This is a genomic window from Oceanispirochaeta sp. M1, assembly GCF_003346715.1.
Taxonomy (GTDB): domain Bacteria; phylum Spirochaetota; class Spirochaetia; order DSM-2461; family DSM-2461; genus Oceanispirochaeta.
The window spans coordinates 1-16361 of record NZ_QQPQ01000017.1; the positions used below are offsets into that span (position 1 = coordinate 1).

The window sequence follows — 16361 nt, forward strand, 5'->3', positions numbered from 1 at the left end:
GATCATTCTCTGAAGATAGCAGGAAGGAATACTTCTATCTTTTCGGATTCCGCAAGAAGTGAGATCCATAATCGATCAGAAGGGATTAACAGGCAGGTTAATAAAATCTGTTATCAGGCATTGATCAGCGGAGCAATTAGTAAACGCGAAATTATCGATTCAAAAGACCTTCCCTTCCCCCAATGAAATTGACTCTATGATTTTCCATTGGTCGTCAGTTGGTAATGCAGTGTGTTCACATTCTGCAGAGCTGACTGTCGAGTGGTGGAAACCAAGCTTGTCAGGTGGTGGAAGTGCTGGCGGGCGGGTAACAGCTTGGAATAATAACTTCAGTTAATTCAGTGCAATTTTGAAAGCTTGAATGTCTTATTCGTGTGACTCCTTCAGGAATGTTTAGCTTGGTTATGCTTGTGCAATTCATGAATGACATGGGTCCTATTCCTGCAAGATCATACCCCATCAGCTGGGAAATAGGGGTTACTTCTCCACTGAGTGTTTCATCACAATCTACAGTTTCCATTGTCATCGTTGCCCCAATGGATCTATATTTGATGCCTTTAAAAAACACACCCGGAGTTATCATATTTCCATAAATGGCATAGAGCACAATATCGCTGTCACTGACAACTAAGCTGTCACCCTCCATGTAATCTGTGCCGCTTTTATCTGCAGCCGTGTTCCAGCATACAAAGAGATTTAATCCCTCTGCCAGACTGCCCGGATTTCCCAGGATGGTGATGCTCTCACCCGTGGAATATACTGTTGAATCGCCGGGAGCTGTTCCGGCATCATTTCCATTGCTATTGTAGGTGATGCTGTGTTCCGTGGCAGCTGCAATTGGTGTCTCATTCGTATTGCTTGTATCACTCGTACTTGCCGTTACATCGGGATTCCCGTCACCATCTGTATCGATCCCTGTAACTGTTCCATCGTCGCTGACAATGACTGTCCCTGCTGTTCCGCTGCCATCTTTGGCAGTATTCAGAGTACTCGTACCTGTTGCCGAGACGATGAGGTAGAAATCAACAATTCCATCGTTGTTAAAGTCCAGAGCATAGATTCCTGTAGATGGGTTGGATTCACTTTCAACAAGGGGGACATCAACGGTACCATCACCATCTAAATCCAATCCCTTTTCTTCCTCCGTCATGACCATATCGACCAGGACGCTCTTTCCGTCTGTATCCAGGAGTTTCACTTTTGTTTCGCCGTTTAAATCTATCCGTTCCAGTTCAGAAATCAGGTTGCTGCATCCTGCCAGGATCAACAGAAATGATAATATCAGTATTACTTTCGATTGTATTTTTTTCATGAATTTTTCCCTTTTATTTAGAATCTGAGACTCATACCCAGTTGGGCTCCCAGGGTGCTGCCGGTATTTTCATCCTCAAAGAAGTAAATCCAGGAGGGCCGGATGTAAACGGCAATATTGTCATTGAGATTGTAGGAGGTTTTTATGCTGATCCGACCTGCTGTATCCAGAAAATAATCAACACTGTTGTTTCCGGTTCGATAAACATCACCATAGGCTATGTGATTTATGATTCCGATGCCCAGTTCGGGAATAATCTCTATATCCTTAGTGGCATGAAAGGTATAAGCGAGTCCTGTAAAAAGGGGAACATCAATAAAGAAGTCAACCCATGTCGTTTTAGACTGGCATTTATTAACTTCTGCAGAGGCGAAAAAAATAAGATCGTCCTCAAAGCCCGGGCTTACATTTATCTGAAACCCGGTGCCGAAAGAGAATCCTGCATAATTTCCGTAATCACCCAGGGGCAAGCCGAACTGCACCCCTGCATCGATTGAATTCAGGGCATTGAGAGACATAGTGGATATAAGAAGTAACATAGCAAATAGACTTTTTTTCATTTGTATTCGATTCTCCCAGGAAATGAACATTGTTAGTTCTCTAATCTAAGAGCGAAAAGTTCTGCCCACAACTATCCCTTGGAATAGGTTTCAGTTTTTTAATGAGGATTTAAGATAAAAAATCAAATAAACTATAATGAAGGGAAGGGCCATTCATATGTTCTTAATCTTGACCCTTTTAATCGTATTTGACGGAGATTTCTCTTCTGATCCAATATATGTTCTCAAAAAAGTAATTTTGACAAAATTAAAGATATGTAATAATAACATTCCCATTAAAGGATATTAAAGTATTATTTCTTTTCTGTATAAGTATTAAGTATTTATTATGATTTCTTAAACAGTTTGAAAAACCCTTCCATCTCTCAATCATAAAACTTTAAAAGTAAGAATATCAGACAATAGGGTAAAAAGCCCTTTACAAATATCGGATTGTGGTATTATCATACAATACAACAAACGCAAATAAGTTTAAAGAAAACAGGAGATAAATATGAGTAATATGAGTCCAATGAAAAAATCAGTGTCCATCTGTGATATGGAAGTCTGGAACGATTCCTGTTCTATCGAAGAGCTGGAATATGCCATCGGCCACGGAGCCTCCGGAGCGACTACCAACCCCGTTATTGTTCTTAATGTTCTAAAGAAAGAAATGCACCTCTGGCAGGGTAGAATTAAAGAACTTATCAAAGAAATGCCCACTGCTTCAGAAGTGGATATATCCTGGAAGCTGATTGAAGAGATGGCCGTAAAGGGTGCTGATGTTCTGAAACCTGTTTTTGATGAAACTAAGGGTAAGAAGGGTAGAATCTCCATTCAGACAAATGCCCAGCTCTATAGAGATGCAGAAGCCATGACAGCTCAGGCTGTTCAGTTTAATAAACTGGCTTCTAATATGATGGTTAAAATGCCTGCAACCGCTGCCGGAATTAAAGCCTTTGAAGAGGCTACATACCAGGGTGTCAACATCAACGCCACTGTAAGTTTTACTGTTCCTCAGGCTGTTGCCGTGGGTGAAGCAGTAGAGCGCGGATTGAAAAGAAGAGAAGCCGAAGGGAAAGATGTTTCAAACATGACTCCCGTATGTACCATCATGGTGGGGCGTCTGGATGACTGGCTCAAAATTGTTGCGGCTAAAGAAGGCATTATTACCAACCCCGGAACTCTGGACTGGGCTGGTGTGGCTGCTTTCAAGGAAGCCTATAAGATCTATAAAGAAAAGGGATTCAGAACCAGACTCCTCTCTGCAGCCTACAGAAACCATCTGCACTGGTCACAGTTGATCGGTGATGACATTGTTCAGACAATTCCCGGAGGATGGCAGAAAAAGTTTAACAACTGTGATGTTCCTGTAGAAGTTACAATTGATAAACCCGTTGATCCTGCAATTCTGGAAGAACTTCACAAGAAGTTCCCCGATTTTACTAAAGCCTATGAAGCTTACGGCCTGAAACATGAAGAGTTTGTAACCTATGGTGCCACTTCAAGAACCCTCAGAGGATTCCTGGCTGGATATACCGAACTGCTGTCTGTTGTAAGGGACTTTATGGTTCCCAATCCCGACGCATAATAATCAGGGGGAGAAATCCCCTTGTTTGGGTAATCAATAGGATAATCAATAGGATAATCAATAGGATAATCAATAGGATAAGAAGGAATATAATATGTCAGAATATATCAGTAAATTAATGGATAGAGCCCGTGCGGCTCAGAAACAGATAGAGTTTTTCAGCCAGGAACAGGTTGATAATATGTGCGAGAGAATCGCCTGGGCTACAATTCAGGAAGATTTTGCACAGAAAATTGCAGAGTTCGCCTTTGAAGAAACTCAGATGGGTGATGTCTCCAGTAAATACGGGAAGATGATGAATAAGGTCCGGGGCGGCTGGTTCGATATGAAAGGTGAAAAGTCCACTGGAGTTATTGAGGAAAACAAGGCTCTGGGGCTTATTAAGATTGCCAAACCTGTCGGTGTTATCGGGGCTCTTGTTCCCTGTACCAATTGTGAAGCAACTGAGGTTCTTAAGGCAATGAGTGCCATTAAGACAAGAAATGCCATCATCCTGGCTCCCCATCCACGTGCCCGAAAAACAAACGAAATTGTCGTTAATAAAATGAGAGAGGCTCTGGAAGCCGGAGGTTACCCTGCCGATCTTATTATTCATATGGATGAAGTCACCATGGATAACTCTCAGGATCTCATGGAGCAGTGTGACCTTATACTGGCCACCGGTGGTGGAGGTCTTGTAAAGGCAGCCTATTCCAGCGGTACTCCCGCCTACGGTGTAGGTGCGGGTAATGCAGTAACCATCGTTGATGACACTCAGGATATGGCCGTTGTCGCTGATAAAATTAAACGTTCAAAAACCTTTGACCAGGCTACAAGCTGTTCAGCTGAGAATGCCTGTCTTATTCAGGATACTATTTACAACACTTTTGTTGCTGCTCTTCAGGATGAAGGCGGATACCTTTGTGATGAGGATGAGAAGAATAAACTCCAGACTGCTCTGTGGCCTGACGGTGTTCACCTCAACAGAGATGTAGTTGCCCAGCCAGCCGCTAAGATTGCCAGGATTGCCGGAATTGATCTTCCTGAAGACCGTTGTTTTTTCTTTGTAGAAGAGAGCGGAATCGGTGCAGATTTCCCCTTCTCCGGTGAAAAACTTTCTGTTGTTACAGCTGTATATAAATGGGACAATTTTGACAATGCCGTACAGATGGTGAACGATATAACCAACTTCTCCGGTGCAGGTCACTCCTGTGGAATCCACAGCTCCAATGAAGAGCGGGTTATGCAGCTTTCCGAACAGGTAAAAGTTTCACGAGTTATGGTAAATCAGCCCCAGTGTCTCGCCAACAGCGGTGCCTGGACAAATGGAATGCCTATGACATTAACCCTGGGTTGCGGAACCTGGGGAGGAAATATCTCAAGCGAAAATATCACCTGGAAACATCTGATGAACACAACCTGGGTCTCCTCTCCTATCGCCAACCGACAGCCTGATGACAAGGAGTTATTCAGTGAGCAAGTCAGAAAAGGCTGATCAGGTTCCGGAACTTCCCAGAACTCACAGGGAGAGCCTGGCTCTCCTTGAGAAGATGCGGAAGTCCATGCTGGCCGGGGGTGGTGAAGACCGCCGGGCCAGACAGAGAGCCAAAGGAAAACATACGGCCCGCGAAAGAATCCATCTTCTTGTGGATGATGGCAGCTTTATTGAGAATCAGCCCTATGAGCTGAGCCGTATCGATGACTTCGGCATGGATAAAAAGAAAATCAGCGGTGATGGTGTAATAACCGGAAGCGCACTTATGGGGGGACGGCAGGTCTGGATGTCTTCTCAGGACTTTACTGTTCTGGGCGGATCTCTCGGGGAGCAGCATGCTTCCAAGATAGCCGGAACTCTGCAGATGGCTCTGAAGACTGGTAAACCCTTTATTCAGATCAACGATTCAGGTGGAGCCCGTATTCAGGAAGGAGTTATGTCTCTGGAAGGATATGGAAGTATCTTCAGAGGCAATATCCTTGCTTCCGGAGTTATTCCCCAGATCAGTCTGATCATGGGGCCCTGTGCCGGTGGAGCCGCATATTCTCCTGCGCTGACTGACTTTGTATTTATGGTGGATAAAACCAGCCATATGTATATAACAGGTCCCGATGTCATTAGGGCTGTGACAGGTGAAGATGTTAGCCATGAGACCCTTGGTGGTGCCGTGGCTCACAACAGCTTGAGTGGTAATGCCCACTTTAACTGCAGCAGTGAAGATGAGTGTCTACTTACAGTTAGTAAACTGCTCACCTTTATTCCTTCATCAAATAAGGAAACTCCTCCTGTTGTTGACAGTAAGGATGATCCTAACAGGGATACTTCGGATATTCTCCGGATTATCCCGGGACAGTCAAACAGACCCTATGATATTCGGGATATTATTGCTTTGCTTTTTGATAAAGACTGTGAGTTTCTGGAAGTTCATAAGTATTTTGCCAGGAGTATGGTAGTCGGATTTTCCCGTCTGGGTGGAAGATCTGTAGGTGTTATCGGGAATCAGCCTAATGTGTTTGCCGGTGCTCTTAACAGAGATTCATCTGATAAGGCTGCCCGTTTTATCAGATTCTGTGATTCCTTCGGGATTCCCATTGTTTCACTTGTTGATGTACCCGGATATATGCCCGGTACTGAACAGGAACATGGAGGCATCATCCGTCACGGAGCTAAACTGCTTTATGCTATTGCAGAAGCAACGGTTCCCAAGCTGGCTCTTGTACTCCGAAAAGCCTATGGTGGCGCCTATATTGGAATGGCTTCCAAGGCTCTTGGATATGACCGTGTCCTCGCGCTGCCCATTGCAGAGATCGCAGTAATGGGTGCTTCAGGCGCTGCTAATATTATTTTCAGAAATGAAATTAAAGCAGCCAAAGATTCAGATCTTATTCGTGAGATAAAGATGCATGAGTACCAGGAAAAGTTTATGAATCCCTTTTCTGCAGCTTCTCTTGGAATTGTGGACGATGTGGTTGCCCCTGAATCAGTGAGGAAGGAGCTTATCAGATCTATGGAAATGTGTGCGGATAAACAGGAAACCCTGCCGTATAAGAAACATGGAAATATACCGCTATGATGTTTATAAAAAGATTAAGAGATAAGAATCGAAATAAGAATAGTTTTGCAGCAGAAGCAAATGATGTCCGATATGTTCCCGAGCATGTGCCCGGAATATATTCAGATGCTTCTGTATGGACTCAAAGAAAGAAGTAGGATAACCCTTTTTTCCTGATCCGGCCCGATCCCTTTTAACCGGGGGATCGGGCATTTTTTATCTCATAGTAATATAGCAATTTCCTGTACAGAGCTGAGAACTGCAAACGTTTGTATTTATTCTTCCTTTCGTGCATTGATTCACTCTTTATTTTTTTAATTCCAACAGTCAGTTTTTATCTTTTAATTGATAGAAAAATATATTTTAAATACATGTATGGTATGTATATAGATGTGTAACTAGAAATGAGGTAATAATAAAACTTGACAATACAATAGTTTCAGTATAATAATCATAGTTAATGACAACGTTTGCAAAGAATTGCAAGATATCCATTGTCTAAGATTATTTATTGAGGGTTTAATGAAACAGGTCACCATTAAAGATATTGCAGAAATAGCAGGAGTCAGTTTCTCTACAGTCTCCCGTTGTCTCAATGACAGTTCTTTAGTGTCTGATAAAACAAAGTCCAAGGTGAACAAAATTGCAGATGACCTGGGTTTTGAGTTTAATGCCGGTGCAAGAAGTATGATTACAAGCCGGGCCGGAACAGTCGGTATTATCATGCCTGAGCAGTACAAAGAATCTAATGTAAACGTCTATCACAGTATGCTGATGAACAAACTCCGTACGAGTCTGGAAAAGGCTGATATGGATCTGATCGTTTCCCATCAGCAGAATCATTATTCCGGTCAGAATAATATTATCCGGCTGGTAACAAGAAACAAGGTTGATGGTCTGATCATTCTGCTGGAAGATCTCAGTGAAGAGAGCTGCGAGTTTCTTGAGAAAAAATCGGTCCCCTTTGTATGCATTCACTATCCTCCTGGAAAAGTGGTGCAGGACCAGGACGTGGTTTATACAGATCACTATATGGGGGGACGTCTTGTAGCAGAGCATCTGCTGAAAAAAGGCAATCAGACATTTGTCCTTATTGCAGAGGAAGAGAAGCATCTGGAGTACAGACAGAGAGAAGACGGATTCTGCGACACAATTGAAAAGGCCGGATTCACGGTAAATCGATATTACAGTGATTCCTCATTTGATGCTGCCAGGGCTGTTGTCAGTTCAAATATCGAAGAGATCAAAGAGTATGACGCACTGTTCGGCTCCAATGATCTGATGGCCCTGGGTGCTATGCAGGCTATGAGGGATGCAGGAATGATAATGCCTGCTGATATGTCTGTTGTCGGTTATGACGACACCGAATTCTGTCTTTATAATAATCCGGGGCTTACATCAATTCATCAGCCTCGGGAAGAGCTGGCTCATATATCCTGTGACCGCCTTTTTATGCAGATTGAGAAAATGAAGAATGGGGAACAGCTGCTGAAGAAAAGAATCAGCATACAGCCCGTTCTTGTACCACGTGAATCATCCTGAAATAGGATAATCTCTCTCTTTTGAAAGTGAGAATAATAAAATAAAACAATCAGATATCAGTAAGTGACTGAGTATCTGCAGGAGGAATTATATGATAGTAAAAAATCAGATACAAGATTCTGGGTATACCTCTATAACAGAGGAAAATGGAATCCATTCGGATATGCTCCTTGATTTTGGAATTCTCAGATTATCTGCCGGAGACGTTTGGGAAGACGGTGATCAGATCAAAGAACGGGCCTGGCTTCTGATTTCAGGTGAACTCCGCTTTGAATGGCAGGGAGAAGAAGCCGTAATGAAACGCTCTTCCTGTTTTGAAGAAAGCCCCTCTGTACTGCATGTACCTAGTGGGGTGGAGGTAAAAATAACAGCATTGTCCGATGTCGAGATTTCTGTGGAAAAGAAGACAAATAGTAAAGATTTTCCTTCTAAGCTATACAGACCTGAAGATATCAGAAGTGATATCTTCGGTGGAGGAATAATGCATGATGCTGCCAAACGTACTGTCCGTACTGTATTTGATGGTGAGATTGCCCCTGAATCCAACATGGTTCTGGGTGAGGTCATAAATCATCCCGGCCGCTGGTCCAGTTATCCCCCCCATCATCATCCTCAGCCTGAGATTTATCATTACAGACATTTTCCTGAGCAGGGATTCGGAGTCTCTCTTCTGGATGAAGAAGCTTTTTATACAAAAAATGGCGATACATGTCTCATCAATGGGGGTAAAACCCATTCACAGGTGACAGCAGCAGGTTACGCCATGTATTACATCTGGATGATTTCCCATCTTCCTGAAGACAGATGGCTGCCGTCTACCAGATATTTCAAAGAAGAGCATAAATGGCTTATCGATCCTGAAGTAAAGATCTGGCCCGAGCTGAAACATGAAGGAACAAAAATATGAAAACAGTCCGAATGACCATGGGACAGGCCCTGGTTAAATTTCTTGATAATCAATATATCTCCTTTGATGGAGAAGAAGAAAAATTTGTAAATGGTGTATTCGGTATATTCGGACACGGATGTGTTGTCGGGATAGGGGAGGCTCTTCAGGAGCCTGATCACTCTCTCAAATTCTACCAGGGACATAATGAACAGGGTATGGCCCATGCGGCTATTGCCTATGCAAAACAGAATAACCGCCGGAAAATAATGGCCGTGACTTCCTCCATCGGCCCCGGTGCACTCAATATGGTGACAGCTGCCGGCCTGGCTTCAGTTAACAGAATCCCGGTCTTACTCCTTCCGGGTGATTCTTTTGCCTGCCGGCAGCCCGATCCCGTCCTTCAGCAGATGGAGCAGTTTAATGACAGTACTGTAACCAGCAATGATGCCTTCCGCTCTGTCTGCCGTTACTGGGACAGAGTCAGCCGCCCCGAGCAGCTGATGTCTGCGGCCATGAATGCCATGCGTGTTCTTACCGATCCTGCTGATACGGGTGCAGTCTGTCTGGCCCTGCCCCAGGATGTACAGGCGGAAGCCTGGGACTATCCGGTGGAATTCTTTGAAAAACGGGTTCACTTCATTGAGCGCCGTTCTCTATCAGATGATGCTGTTAAGAGAGCTGCTTCAGTAATTACTGAAAGCAGTAAACCCCTTGTTGTCTGCGGCGGAGGAGTCCGCTATTCAGAGGCCGGAGAAGCTTTGGCCTCATTTTGTGAGAAATTCAATATTCCCTTTGGCGAAACACAGGCCGGTAAAAGTGCAGTGACCTGGGACAATCCCATGAATCTTGGAGGCCTCGGAGTCACAGGAGGTCTGGCAGCCAATGTTATTGCTGCGGAAACAGATCTTGTTATTGCTGTGGGAACAAGACTTTCAGACTTCACTACTGCAAGTAAATCATCATTTAAAAGGGATAATGTAAAAGTTCTCTCCCTAAACGTTAACAGTTTTGATGCCTATAAGATGAATGCTTTTCCCTTCCTCTGTGATGCGAAAGCAGGACTGGACTCACTGAGTGCAGAACTGGAGAAAAAGGGATGGAAATCCTCTTACAGCAGTGAAATTGAAGATGCAAGAGCTGCCTGGAAAAAGGAAGTAGATCATCTCTATTCTGATAATGAACTGGGACCCAATGGAATCTACTCACAGCTCAGAGCTCTTGGGATTATGAATGAAGAGATTTTTGATAAGGATGCAATTATTGTAGGTGCTTCCGGAAGTCTTCCCGGTGATCTGCAGAGAGTCTGGAGATCAAGACATAAAGATACCTACCATATGGAATATGGATTTTCCTGCATGGGCTATGAAGTTTCCGGCGCTGTAGGTGCAAAAATTGCCGCACCTGATCAGGAGGTCTACTCCATGACCGGTGATGCCAGTTTTGTAATGCTCCATTCAGAACTGCTTACCAGCATACAGGAAGGCGTCAAAATCAATATCATGCTCTTTGATAATAACGGATTCGGCTGTATTGATAATCTGCAGACCAGCCAGGGGATTCCCAAGTTCGGCTGTGAATTAAAATATCGAAATCCTGAGACAGGACGTCTTGATGAAGGTGGAAAACCGATTCCCGTAGATTATGCAAAAATAGCCGAAGGTTATGGATGCAGAGTCTGGAGAGTTCATAATTCAGAAGAGCTTAGAACGGCTCTGGCTGAAGCTAAAGAGAGTCCTGTAACTACACTCCTTGATATCAAGGTTGATTTTGACTCCATGTCAGAAGGATATGAAAGCTGGTGGAGAGTCGGTACACCCGAAGTTTCCAAAAAAGAAGCTGTTCTCAAAGCCAATAAAGAACTTGTTAAAAATATTGCAGAAGCAAAACAGTATTAGAGGTAAAAAATGAATAAAGACAATGTAAAACTGGCCATGGCTCCCATCGGCTGGACCAACGACGATATGCCCGATCTCGGTGCGGAAGTCACATTTGAACAGTGTGTCAGTGAAATGGCTCTGGCAGGGTATGCAGGTTCTGAAGTGGGAAATAAATATCCTAAAGATCCGGCAGTCCTGAAAGAGCATCTGGATCTGAGAGGGCTGAAAATCTGTAATCAGTGGTTCAGTTCTTTTCTGGCTTCACAGCCCTTCGAGCAGGTTGAAAAAGATTTCAGAGCCCAGCTCTCTTTCCTGAAAGCCATGGGTGCCGATGTTATCGGTCCTTCAGAGCAGACACGTTCCTGCCAGGGTGATACAACTACATCCGTTTTCAGTGGAAAAGCTGTATTAAGCACAGAAGAGTTCGCTCAGATGTGTAATGGAATGAATAAACTGGGACATATTGCCAATGAAGAAGGTCTTAAGCTGGCTTTTCATCATCATATGGGAACAGGTGTGCAGACTGTTGAAGAGACAGAACGATTTCTGAATGACACAGATCCTGCAAAGGTCTCTCTACTCTTTGATGCCGGGCATTTTGCCTTTTCCGGAGAAGATCCCGTTGCAGCATTGAAAAAGTTTATTGGAAGGGTAGGCCATGTTCATCTTAAAGATATGAGAACTGATGTCTATGCTGATGTAAAGTCCAATGATTCATCCTTTCTTGATGCTGTCAGACAGGGTGTCTTTACAGTCCCCGGTGATGGTTCAATCGATTTTCCTTCAATCTTCAGTATTCTGGAACAGAATGAATACAGAGGCTGGATGGTTGTTGAGGCAGAACAGGACCCGGCTAAAGCCAACCCCTTTGCATATGCCAAGATGGCCAGAGATTACATAAGAAAAAATACAGGTATCTGAGAAATAGTTTTCAGAACCGGGAGATAAAAATGAAGAAAAAATTGAATATCGGCATCATAGGTGCCGGAAGAATCGGAAGGGTACATGCCGAAGGAATCTGTAATCAGATTTCCGGAGCATCAGTTAAAACTATGGCTGACCCATTTATGAATGATGAGACTGCTGCCTGGGCACAGTCCATGGGTGTTGAATCAACAACTAAAGAATACAAGGATATTCTAGCTGATTCAGAAATTGATGCTGTTCTTATCTGTACTCCTACAGATACACATGCACAGATTACAAGAGAAGCGGCAAAGGCAGGAAAGCATATCTTCTGTGAAAAACCCATTGACCTTGATGTCGAAAGTATCAAGCAGACTCTGGCAATTGTTGAGGAAGCGGGTGTGAAGTTCCAGATTGGATTCAACAGACGTTTTGATCACAACTTCAGAGCCGTAAAAGATGCTGTGGAGGCTGGCAAAGTCGGTGATCCCCACATGATTAAGATCGTTTCAAGAGATCCCTCACCACCCCCCATCGAATATGTAAAAAGTTCCGGTGGTATGTTTGTTGATATGACCATCCATGATTTTGATATGGTCCGTTATTTAAGCGGCAGTGAAGTAGAAGAAATTTTTGTTCAGGGTGCTGTGCTTGTTGATCCCGAAATAGGAAAGGCCGGTGATATTGATACCGCACTGATAACTATGAAATTTGCCAATGGTGCTATCGGTTGTATCGATAACTCCAGAAAAGCGGCCTATGGATATGATCAGCGTGCTGAAGTTTTCGGCAGTAAGGGATCTGTTGCGACTGGAAATGATACACAGTCTACGGCAGTACTCAGTACTGAAGATGGAATCATTTCTGAAAAACCTTTTCACTTCTTTCTTGAGCGTTATATGGCTTCCTTTGTACAGGAACTGAGAGAGTTCTGTGAGGCTATTATCAATGATACAGATACTCCCCTGGGCGGCATTGACGCATTGAGACCCGTACAGATTGCAATTGCAGCTGGTGAATCTTTGAAAACAGGAAAGCCTGTAAAACTCAATTATTAATTAAGCAATAGAACAGCTTGAAAAGCCGTTTCTTCGAGAGTTGCCTTCTTTAATGAAGGAACTCAAGGGGAAGCGGTTTTTTTATTGGATTTTAAATAATTAAGGGAATAATCGAGGCTGAATGATCAGCGGATATTCAGGCGGCTTTCAATATTTTCGATATGAGAGCTGAAGGTTACAACTGACTGGTTGATTTCACCGGATCTGATTGTATCAACAATATGCTGATGTTCAGAAACAATCAGAGAACGGTCGGAATAATCATCCTGGGATTTTACTATCTCTTCATACATAAAGGATTTAAGAGTCTGGTATATGGCATAGAATAGAGTGTTTCCGGTACTCTTAACTATGATGTTATGGAAATTGTAATCAGCTTCTACGGTTGTTTCAGGAGAGGCCGATTCAATTCCGGCTTTCATCTCATCAACCTCTTTCTGCAGCTCTTTCAGGACTTCTTCAACGGCTTCAGATTTTTCCATAGACTGTCTTGTCAGGTTTATTACACTCCAGAGTTCGATTGCTCCTCGGGTCTCGATAAGTTCATGTTGTTCTTCTTTACCCATCAAAATGGCCCAGGAGAGTGCTTCGGTGGAAATATTAGCTCTGTCTGAAAGAAAAGTGCCCTTGGCAGCTTTGGATTTCAGGACTCCGAGATAATTGAATATTTTTATGGCTTCACGAACTGAGGAGCGGCCTATTCCGAAACGTGCTGCAAGTTCATGTTCTGTAGGCAGTTTGTCTCCCGGTTGATACTCTCCGGAGGCAATAAGCTCTTTTATCTGCTCCATTACCTGCTCTACAACTGTTTTTTGACGAATTTTGGCCATCTATGACTCCTATTGTATGACAATACAACATTTGTAGAATTCAGACAACAGAGAAGGCATAATTTAAAGATTTAATTCATAATATATGGGCCTTGGATTTTTATCCTCCGATTTCTGATTTGTACACATGAATTGTTAATATAAAGTAACAATTTCATTTACAAATGACCAATCTATAATATACTTAAATTCAGCGTACTTCTCCGAGTCTTTATTCCTAAAGTCTTTTATTAAGACAAAGGAATTCTGACCGTAAGGGTTCTGGAGAGAAATCTCAGAGCCTTCCGTGTTTGAAAAGGAGATACACCGTCCGGACTTTTAGATATCCGGGTTCAAATACGGGAAATATGGACTGTTGAGGTCCTTATAAAGGAGTTAAGTATGGATAAGATTCTGCGCATCAAAATGGGTTCCACTCCGGAATATGTTATTGAAGATGTGGGTGATTATGCCGGTATCGGCGGAAGAGCACTCACTACTAAAGTAATTTTCAAAGAAGTTCCTCCTCTCTGTCACCCTCTGGGTCCTGAAAATAAGCTGGCCATTGCTCCCGGTATGATGTCCGGTTCAGCCGCAGCTATCTCCGGAAGACTCTCGGTAGGTTGTAAGAGCCCCCTCACCGGTGGAATCAAAGAATCCAATGCAGGAGGACAGGCCGCCCAGGTTCTGGCCCGTATCGGTTATGCCGCAATTATTCTTGAAGGACAATCTCCTGAGGGTAAACTCTATACTCTTGTTGTAAAAAAAGATGAAATCTCAATTGTAGAGGCCACTGATATCACTGGACTGAATAACTATGATGTTGTTGAAAAATTAGTCGCAAAATATGGCGACAAGGCTGCCTATATGTCTATCGGTACAGCAGGAGAGAGAAAACTGGCAGCGTCTTCTATTGCCTGTACTGATGTTGAACTCAGACCCACAAGACATTGCGGACGTGGCGGTGTGGGAGCCGTAATGGCAGCAAAGGGAATCAAGGCCATTGTTCTTGATGACAGCGGATGTTCAGTGAGAAAACCTGTAAATGAAGATGCCTTCAAGGCTGCCAATAAGCTTTTTATCAAGGGAATTAAGGCTCATGGTGTTTCGGGTCAGGGACTCCCTGCGTATGGAACCAATGTTCTTGCCAATATAATAAACGAGGCTGGTGGATTCCCTGTAAATAACTTCTCAAAGGGTCAGTTTCCCAATGTTCATAAAATCAGCGGTGAGACACTGGCTGAAACAGAAACAGCCCGGGGTGGCAAGGCAACCCATGGATGTCACAGAGGCTGTGTCATTCAGTGCTCCGGTACCTATGTGGACAAGGAAGGTAATTACGTCACCAAGCAGCCCGAATATGAAACAGTCTGGGCCCATGGACCCAACTGCGGCATAGATGATCTTGATGCCATTGCTCAGATGGATAGAATGGATGATGACTTCGGTCTGGATACAATTGAAATGGGAGCCACCATTGCGGTTGCTATGGATGCAGGTATGGCCGAATTCGGTGATGCCAAAGCTGCCATTAAACTTCTTCAGGAAGTAGGGGATGGAACTCCAATGGGTCGAATCCTTGGAAGCGGCGCCGCTGTGACTGCAAAGGCATTCGGTCTTGAAAGAGCTCCCGTTGTCAAGGGACAGGCTATGCCTGCCTACGATCCCAGACCCATACAGGGAATTGGTGTTACCTATGCGACTACCCCTCAGGGTGCCGACCATACTGCGGGATATGCCATTGCCACAAATATTCTTAAAGTGGGCGGATTTGTAGATCCTCTTAAACCTCAGGGACAGATTGAACTCTCAAGAAATCTCCAGATTGCCACTGCGGCCATCGACTCTACGGGAATGTGTCTCTTTATTGCATTCCCCATTCTTGATCAGCCTGAAACTTTCAATGCCTTTGTAGATCTTATAAATGCATTTTTCGGCCTGAGTATGACTGCAGATGATGTGACCGCACTTGGTAAATCTGTTCTGACAATGGAGCGGGATTTCAATAAGGGTGCAGGATTCACAAAAGAGGATGACCGTCTGCCTATGTATTTCAAGAGAGAAAAACTGGCACCCCACGATGCAGTTTTTGAAGTAACAGATGAGGAACTGGATGAGGTCTTTAACTGGTAATGCGAAGAATTGATAAAGGATCATGTGACGGAATCTTCCTGAGCAGCGTCCTTCAGCAGGGTGTTCTTGTTGAGTACATGCCCGGGGAGACTGTCACATCTTTTATCCTCAGAATCCTCTCTCTTGATCCTGAAGGGATGGAGAGGGAGGTACAGACCCTTATCCTGAATAACGGCTGTGTGGATGAACCTGATTCCACCAGGCTGGTTTCCGGGGATACAATTGTATTGTCCGGAGCCATGCCCGGTCTGGTGGGGGCCATGCTCCGCTCTAACAGTCCCATCAAGGCCATGCGGAAGAGCATGAGCAGCGGTGAGGATAGAAGGATCAAGGTTGACGGAAATCTTGTGCGTCTCAAACTGTTCAATACTGTTCTTTCTGATCATAAAAATGATATTCTGGAACTGGGTTTTTATGCGGAGGATGTGGTTTGAGTGCAGGGGTTGTTAAAGTAAAAACATTTGCGACACTGAGTACTCTCTTTCCATCGGTTCCGGATTTTCCTCTTCAAACAGGGGATCGTGTGCTGGATATAATGAACAGAATGGGTATCCCACCGAAAAAAGTAACTATTATTTTTGTCAACAATGTCCATGCCGAACCGCACAGTCCTCTCAAAGACGGTGATGTGCTCGGACTCTTTCCGCCAATAGGTGGAGGTTGAGAGATTGGGGGGGGA

15 protein-coding genes and 1 riboswitch are annotated in these 16361 nt (G+C 43.9%); of the genes, 12 read left to right on the forward strand and 3 right to left on the reverse strand.

The window, feature by feature from the left end; genetic code table 11:
* Positions 1-186, forward strand: a 186-nt coding sequence (locus tag DV872_RS26975; RefSeq protein WP_114630435.1) for a general secretion pathway protein, incomplete at its 5' end; no start/stop codon positions are given.
* A 94-nt stretch (positions 187-280) separates the two neighbouring features.
* Here DV872_RS26975 and DV872_RS13290 read toward each other — a convergent pair.
* Both DV872_RS13290 and DV872_RS13295 read right to left on the reverse strand, forming a co-directional pair.
* Positions 281-1312, reverse strand: coding sequence for a leucine-rich repeat protein (locus DV872_RS13290; RefSeq protein WP_114630436.1), 1032 nt, complete (start codon positions 1310-1312; stop codon positions 281-283).
* A gap of 17 nt (positions 1313-1329) precedes the next feature.
* Positions 1330-1872: a hypothetical protein gene (locus tag DV872_RS13295; protein WP_114630437.1), complete on the reverse strand. Its 543-nt coding sequence runs from the start codon at positions 1870-1872 to the stop codon at positions 1330-1332.
* Between the two features lie 493 nt (positions 1873-2365).
* Here DV872_RS13295 and DV872_RS13300 point away from each other — a divergent pair, with 493 nt between their 5' ends.
* From DV872_RS13300 to iolG, 8 genes are all read left to right on the forward strand, one after another.
* A complete protein-coding gene (locus DV872_RS13300; protein WP_114630438.1) occupies positions 2366-3442 on the forward strand; it encodes a transaldolase family protein in 1077 nt (358 codons plus the stop codon).
* A 94-nt stretch (positions 3443-3536) separates the two neighbouring features.
* The gene (locus DV872_RS13305) at positions 3537-4916 is read left to right on the forward strand and encodes an aldehyde dehydrogenase family protein (RefSeq protein WP_114630439.1); all 1380 of its coding nucleotides are present in this window, start codon (positions 3537-3539) and stop codon (positions 4914-4916) included.
* On the forward strand, positions 4894-6489 hold the full coding sequence (locus DV872_RS13310; protein ID WP_233516425.1) for an acyl-CoA carboxylase subunit beta: 1596 nt from the start codon (positions 4894-4896) through the stop codon (positions 6487-6489). The genes DV872_RS13305 and DV872_RS13310 overlap by 23 nt, the downstream gene beginning before the upstream one ends.
* Before the next feature lie 501 nt (positions 6490-6990).
* Entirely contained in the window at positions 6991-8010 is a 1020-nt protein-coding gene (locus tag DV872_RS13320; RefSeq protein ID WP_114630442.1) for a LacI family DNA-binding transcriptional regulator, read from the forward strand.
* Positions 8011-8101: 91 nt separating this feature from the next.
* Complete coding sequence (locus DV872_RS13325; RefSeq protein WP_114630443.1) at positions 8102-8917, forward strand: 5-deoxy-glucuronate isomerase; 816 nt, start codon at positions 8102-8104, stop codon at positions 8915-8917.
* Positions 8914-10794: a 3D-(3,5/4)-trihydroxycyclohexane-1,2-dione acylhydrolase (decyclizing) gene (iolD, locus tag DV872_RS13330; RefSeq protein ID WP_114630444.1), complete on the forward strand. Its 1881-nt coding sequence runs from the start codon at positions 8914-8916 to the stop codon at positions 10792-10794. The genes DV872_RS13325 and iolD overlap by 4 nt, the downstream gene beginning before the upstream one ends.
* Positions 10795-10803: 9 nt before the next feature.
* Complete coding sequence (iolE, locus tag DV872_RS13335) at positions 10804-11697, forward strand: myo-inosose-2 dehydratase (protein ID WP_114630445.1); 894 nt, start codon at positions 10804-10806, stop codon at positions 11695-11697.
* A gap of 29 nt (positions 11698-11726) precedes the next feature.
* Positions 11727-12740 carry an inositol 2-dehydrogenase gene (gene iolG, locus DV872_RS13340; RefSeq protein ID WP_114630446.1) on the forward strand — a complete coding sequence of 338 codons (1014 nt, stop codon included), beginning with the start codon at positions 11727-11729 and terminating at the stop codon, positions 12738-12740.
* A gap of 125 nt (positions 12741-12865) precedes the next feature.
* Here the strand turns inward: iolG and DV872_RS13345 are convergent, their stop codons facing one another.
* Positions 12866-13570, reverse strand: coding sequence for a FadR/GntR family transcriptional regulator (locus DV872_RS13345; protein ID WP_114630447.1), 705 nt, complete (start codon positions 13568-13570; stop codon positions 12866-12868).
* Between the two features lie 189 nt (positions 13571-13759).
* Positions 13760-13887: riboswitch (molybdenum cofactor riboswitch) on the forward strand.
* 64 nt (positions 13888-13951) lie between these two features.
* On the opposite strand from DV872_RS13345, the gene DV872_RS13350 reads away from it, so the two are divergent.
* Genes DV872_RS13350 through DV872_RS13360 form a run of 3 tightly spaced genes read left to right on the forward strand, consistent with a single transcriptional unit; the run spans position 13952 to position 16346 of the window.
* Entirely contained in the window at positions 13952-15682 is a 1731-nt protein-coding gene (locus DV872_RS13350) for an aldehyde ferredoxin oxidoreductase family protein (RefSeq protein WP_114630448.1), read from the forward strand.
* Positions 15682-16116 carry a hypothetical protein gene (locus DV872_RS13355; protein ID WP_114630449.1) on the forward strand — a complete coding sequence of 145 codons (435 nt, stop codon included), beginning with the start codon at positions 15682-15684 and terminating at the stop codon, positions 16114-16116. The genes DV872_RS13350 and DV872_RS13355 overlap by 1 nt, the downstream gene beginning before the upstream one ends.
* Entirely contained in the window at positions 16113-16346 is a 234-nt protein-coding gene (locus DV872_RS13360) for a MoaD/ThiS family protein (protein WP_114630450.1), read from the forward strand. Before DV872_RS13355 ends, DV872_RS13360 begins: the two co-directional genes overlap by 4 nt.
* Positions 16347-16361: the final 15 nt, after the last annotated feature.

What these genes read in the sequence shown, in the direction of transcription:
- DV872_RS13290 (WP_114630436.1), bottom strand. Translation starts at nt 1,312, where the DNA reads ATGAAAAAAATACAATCGAAAGTAATACTGATATTATCATTTCTGTTG.
- DV872_RS13295 (WP_114630437.1), bottom strand. Translation starts at nt 1,872, where the DNA reads ATGAAAAAAAGTCTATTTGCTATGTTACTTCTTATATCCACTATGTCT.
- DV872_RS13300 (WP_114630438.1), top strand. Translation starts at nt 2,366, where the DNA reads ATGAGTAATATGAGTCCAATGAAAAAATCAGTGTCCATCTGTGATATG.
- DV872_RS13305 (WP_114630439.1), top strand. Translation starts at nt 3,537, where the DNA reads ATGTCAGAATATATCAGTAAATTAATGGATAGAGCCCGTGCGGCTCAG.
- DV872_RS13320 (WP_114630442.1), top strand. Translation starts at nt 6,991, where the DNA reads ATGAAACAGGTCACCATTAAAGATATTGCAGAAATAGCAGGAGTCAGT.
- DV872_RS13325 (WP_114630443.1), top strand. Translation starts at nt 8,102, where the DNA reads ATGATAGTAAAAAATCAGATACAAGATTCTGGGTATACCTCTATAACA.
- iolD (WP_114630444.1), top strand. Translation starts at nt 8,914, where the DNA reads ATGAAAACAGTCCGAATGACCATGGGACAGGCCCTGGTTAAATTTCTT.
- iolE (WP_114630445.1), top strand. Translation starts at nt 10,804, where the DNA reads ATGAATAAAGACAATGTAAAACTGGCCATGGCTCCCATCGGCTGGACC.
- iolG (WP_114630446.1), top strand. Translation starts at nt 11,727, where the DNA reads ATGAAGAAAAAATTGAATATCGGCATCATAGGTGCCGGAAGAATCGGA.
- DV872_RS13345 (WP_114630447.1), bottom strand. Translation starts at nt 13,570, where the DNA reads ATGGCCAAAATTCGTCAAAAAACAGTTGTAGAGCAGGTAATGGAGCAG.
- DV872_RS13350 (WP_114630448.1), top strand. Translation starts at nt 13,952, where the DNA reads ATGGATAAGATTCTGCGCATCAAAATGGGTTCCACTCCGGAATATGTT.
- DV872_RS13355 (WP_114630449.1), top strand. Translation starts at nt 15,682, where the DNA reads ATGCGAAGAATTGATAAAGGATCATGTGACGGAATCTTCCTGAGCAGC.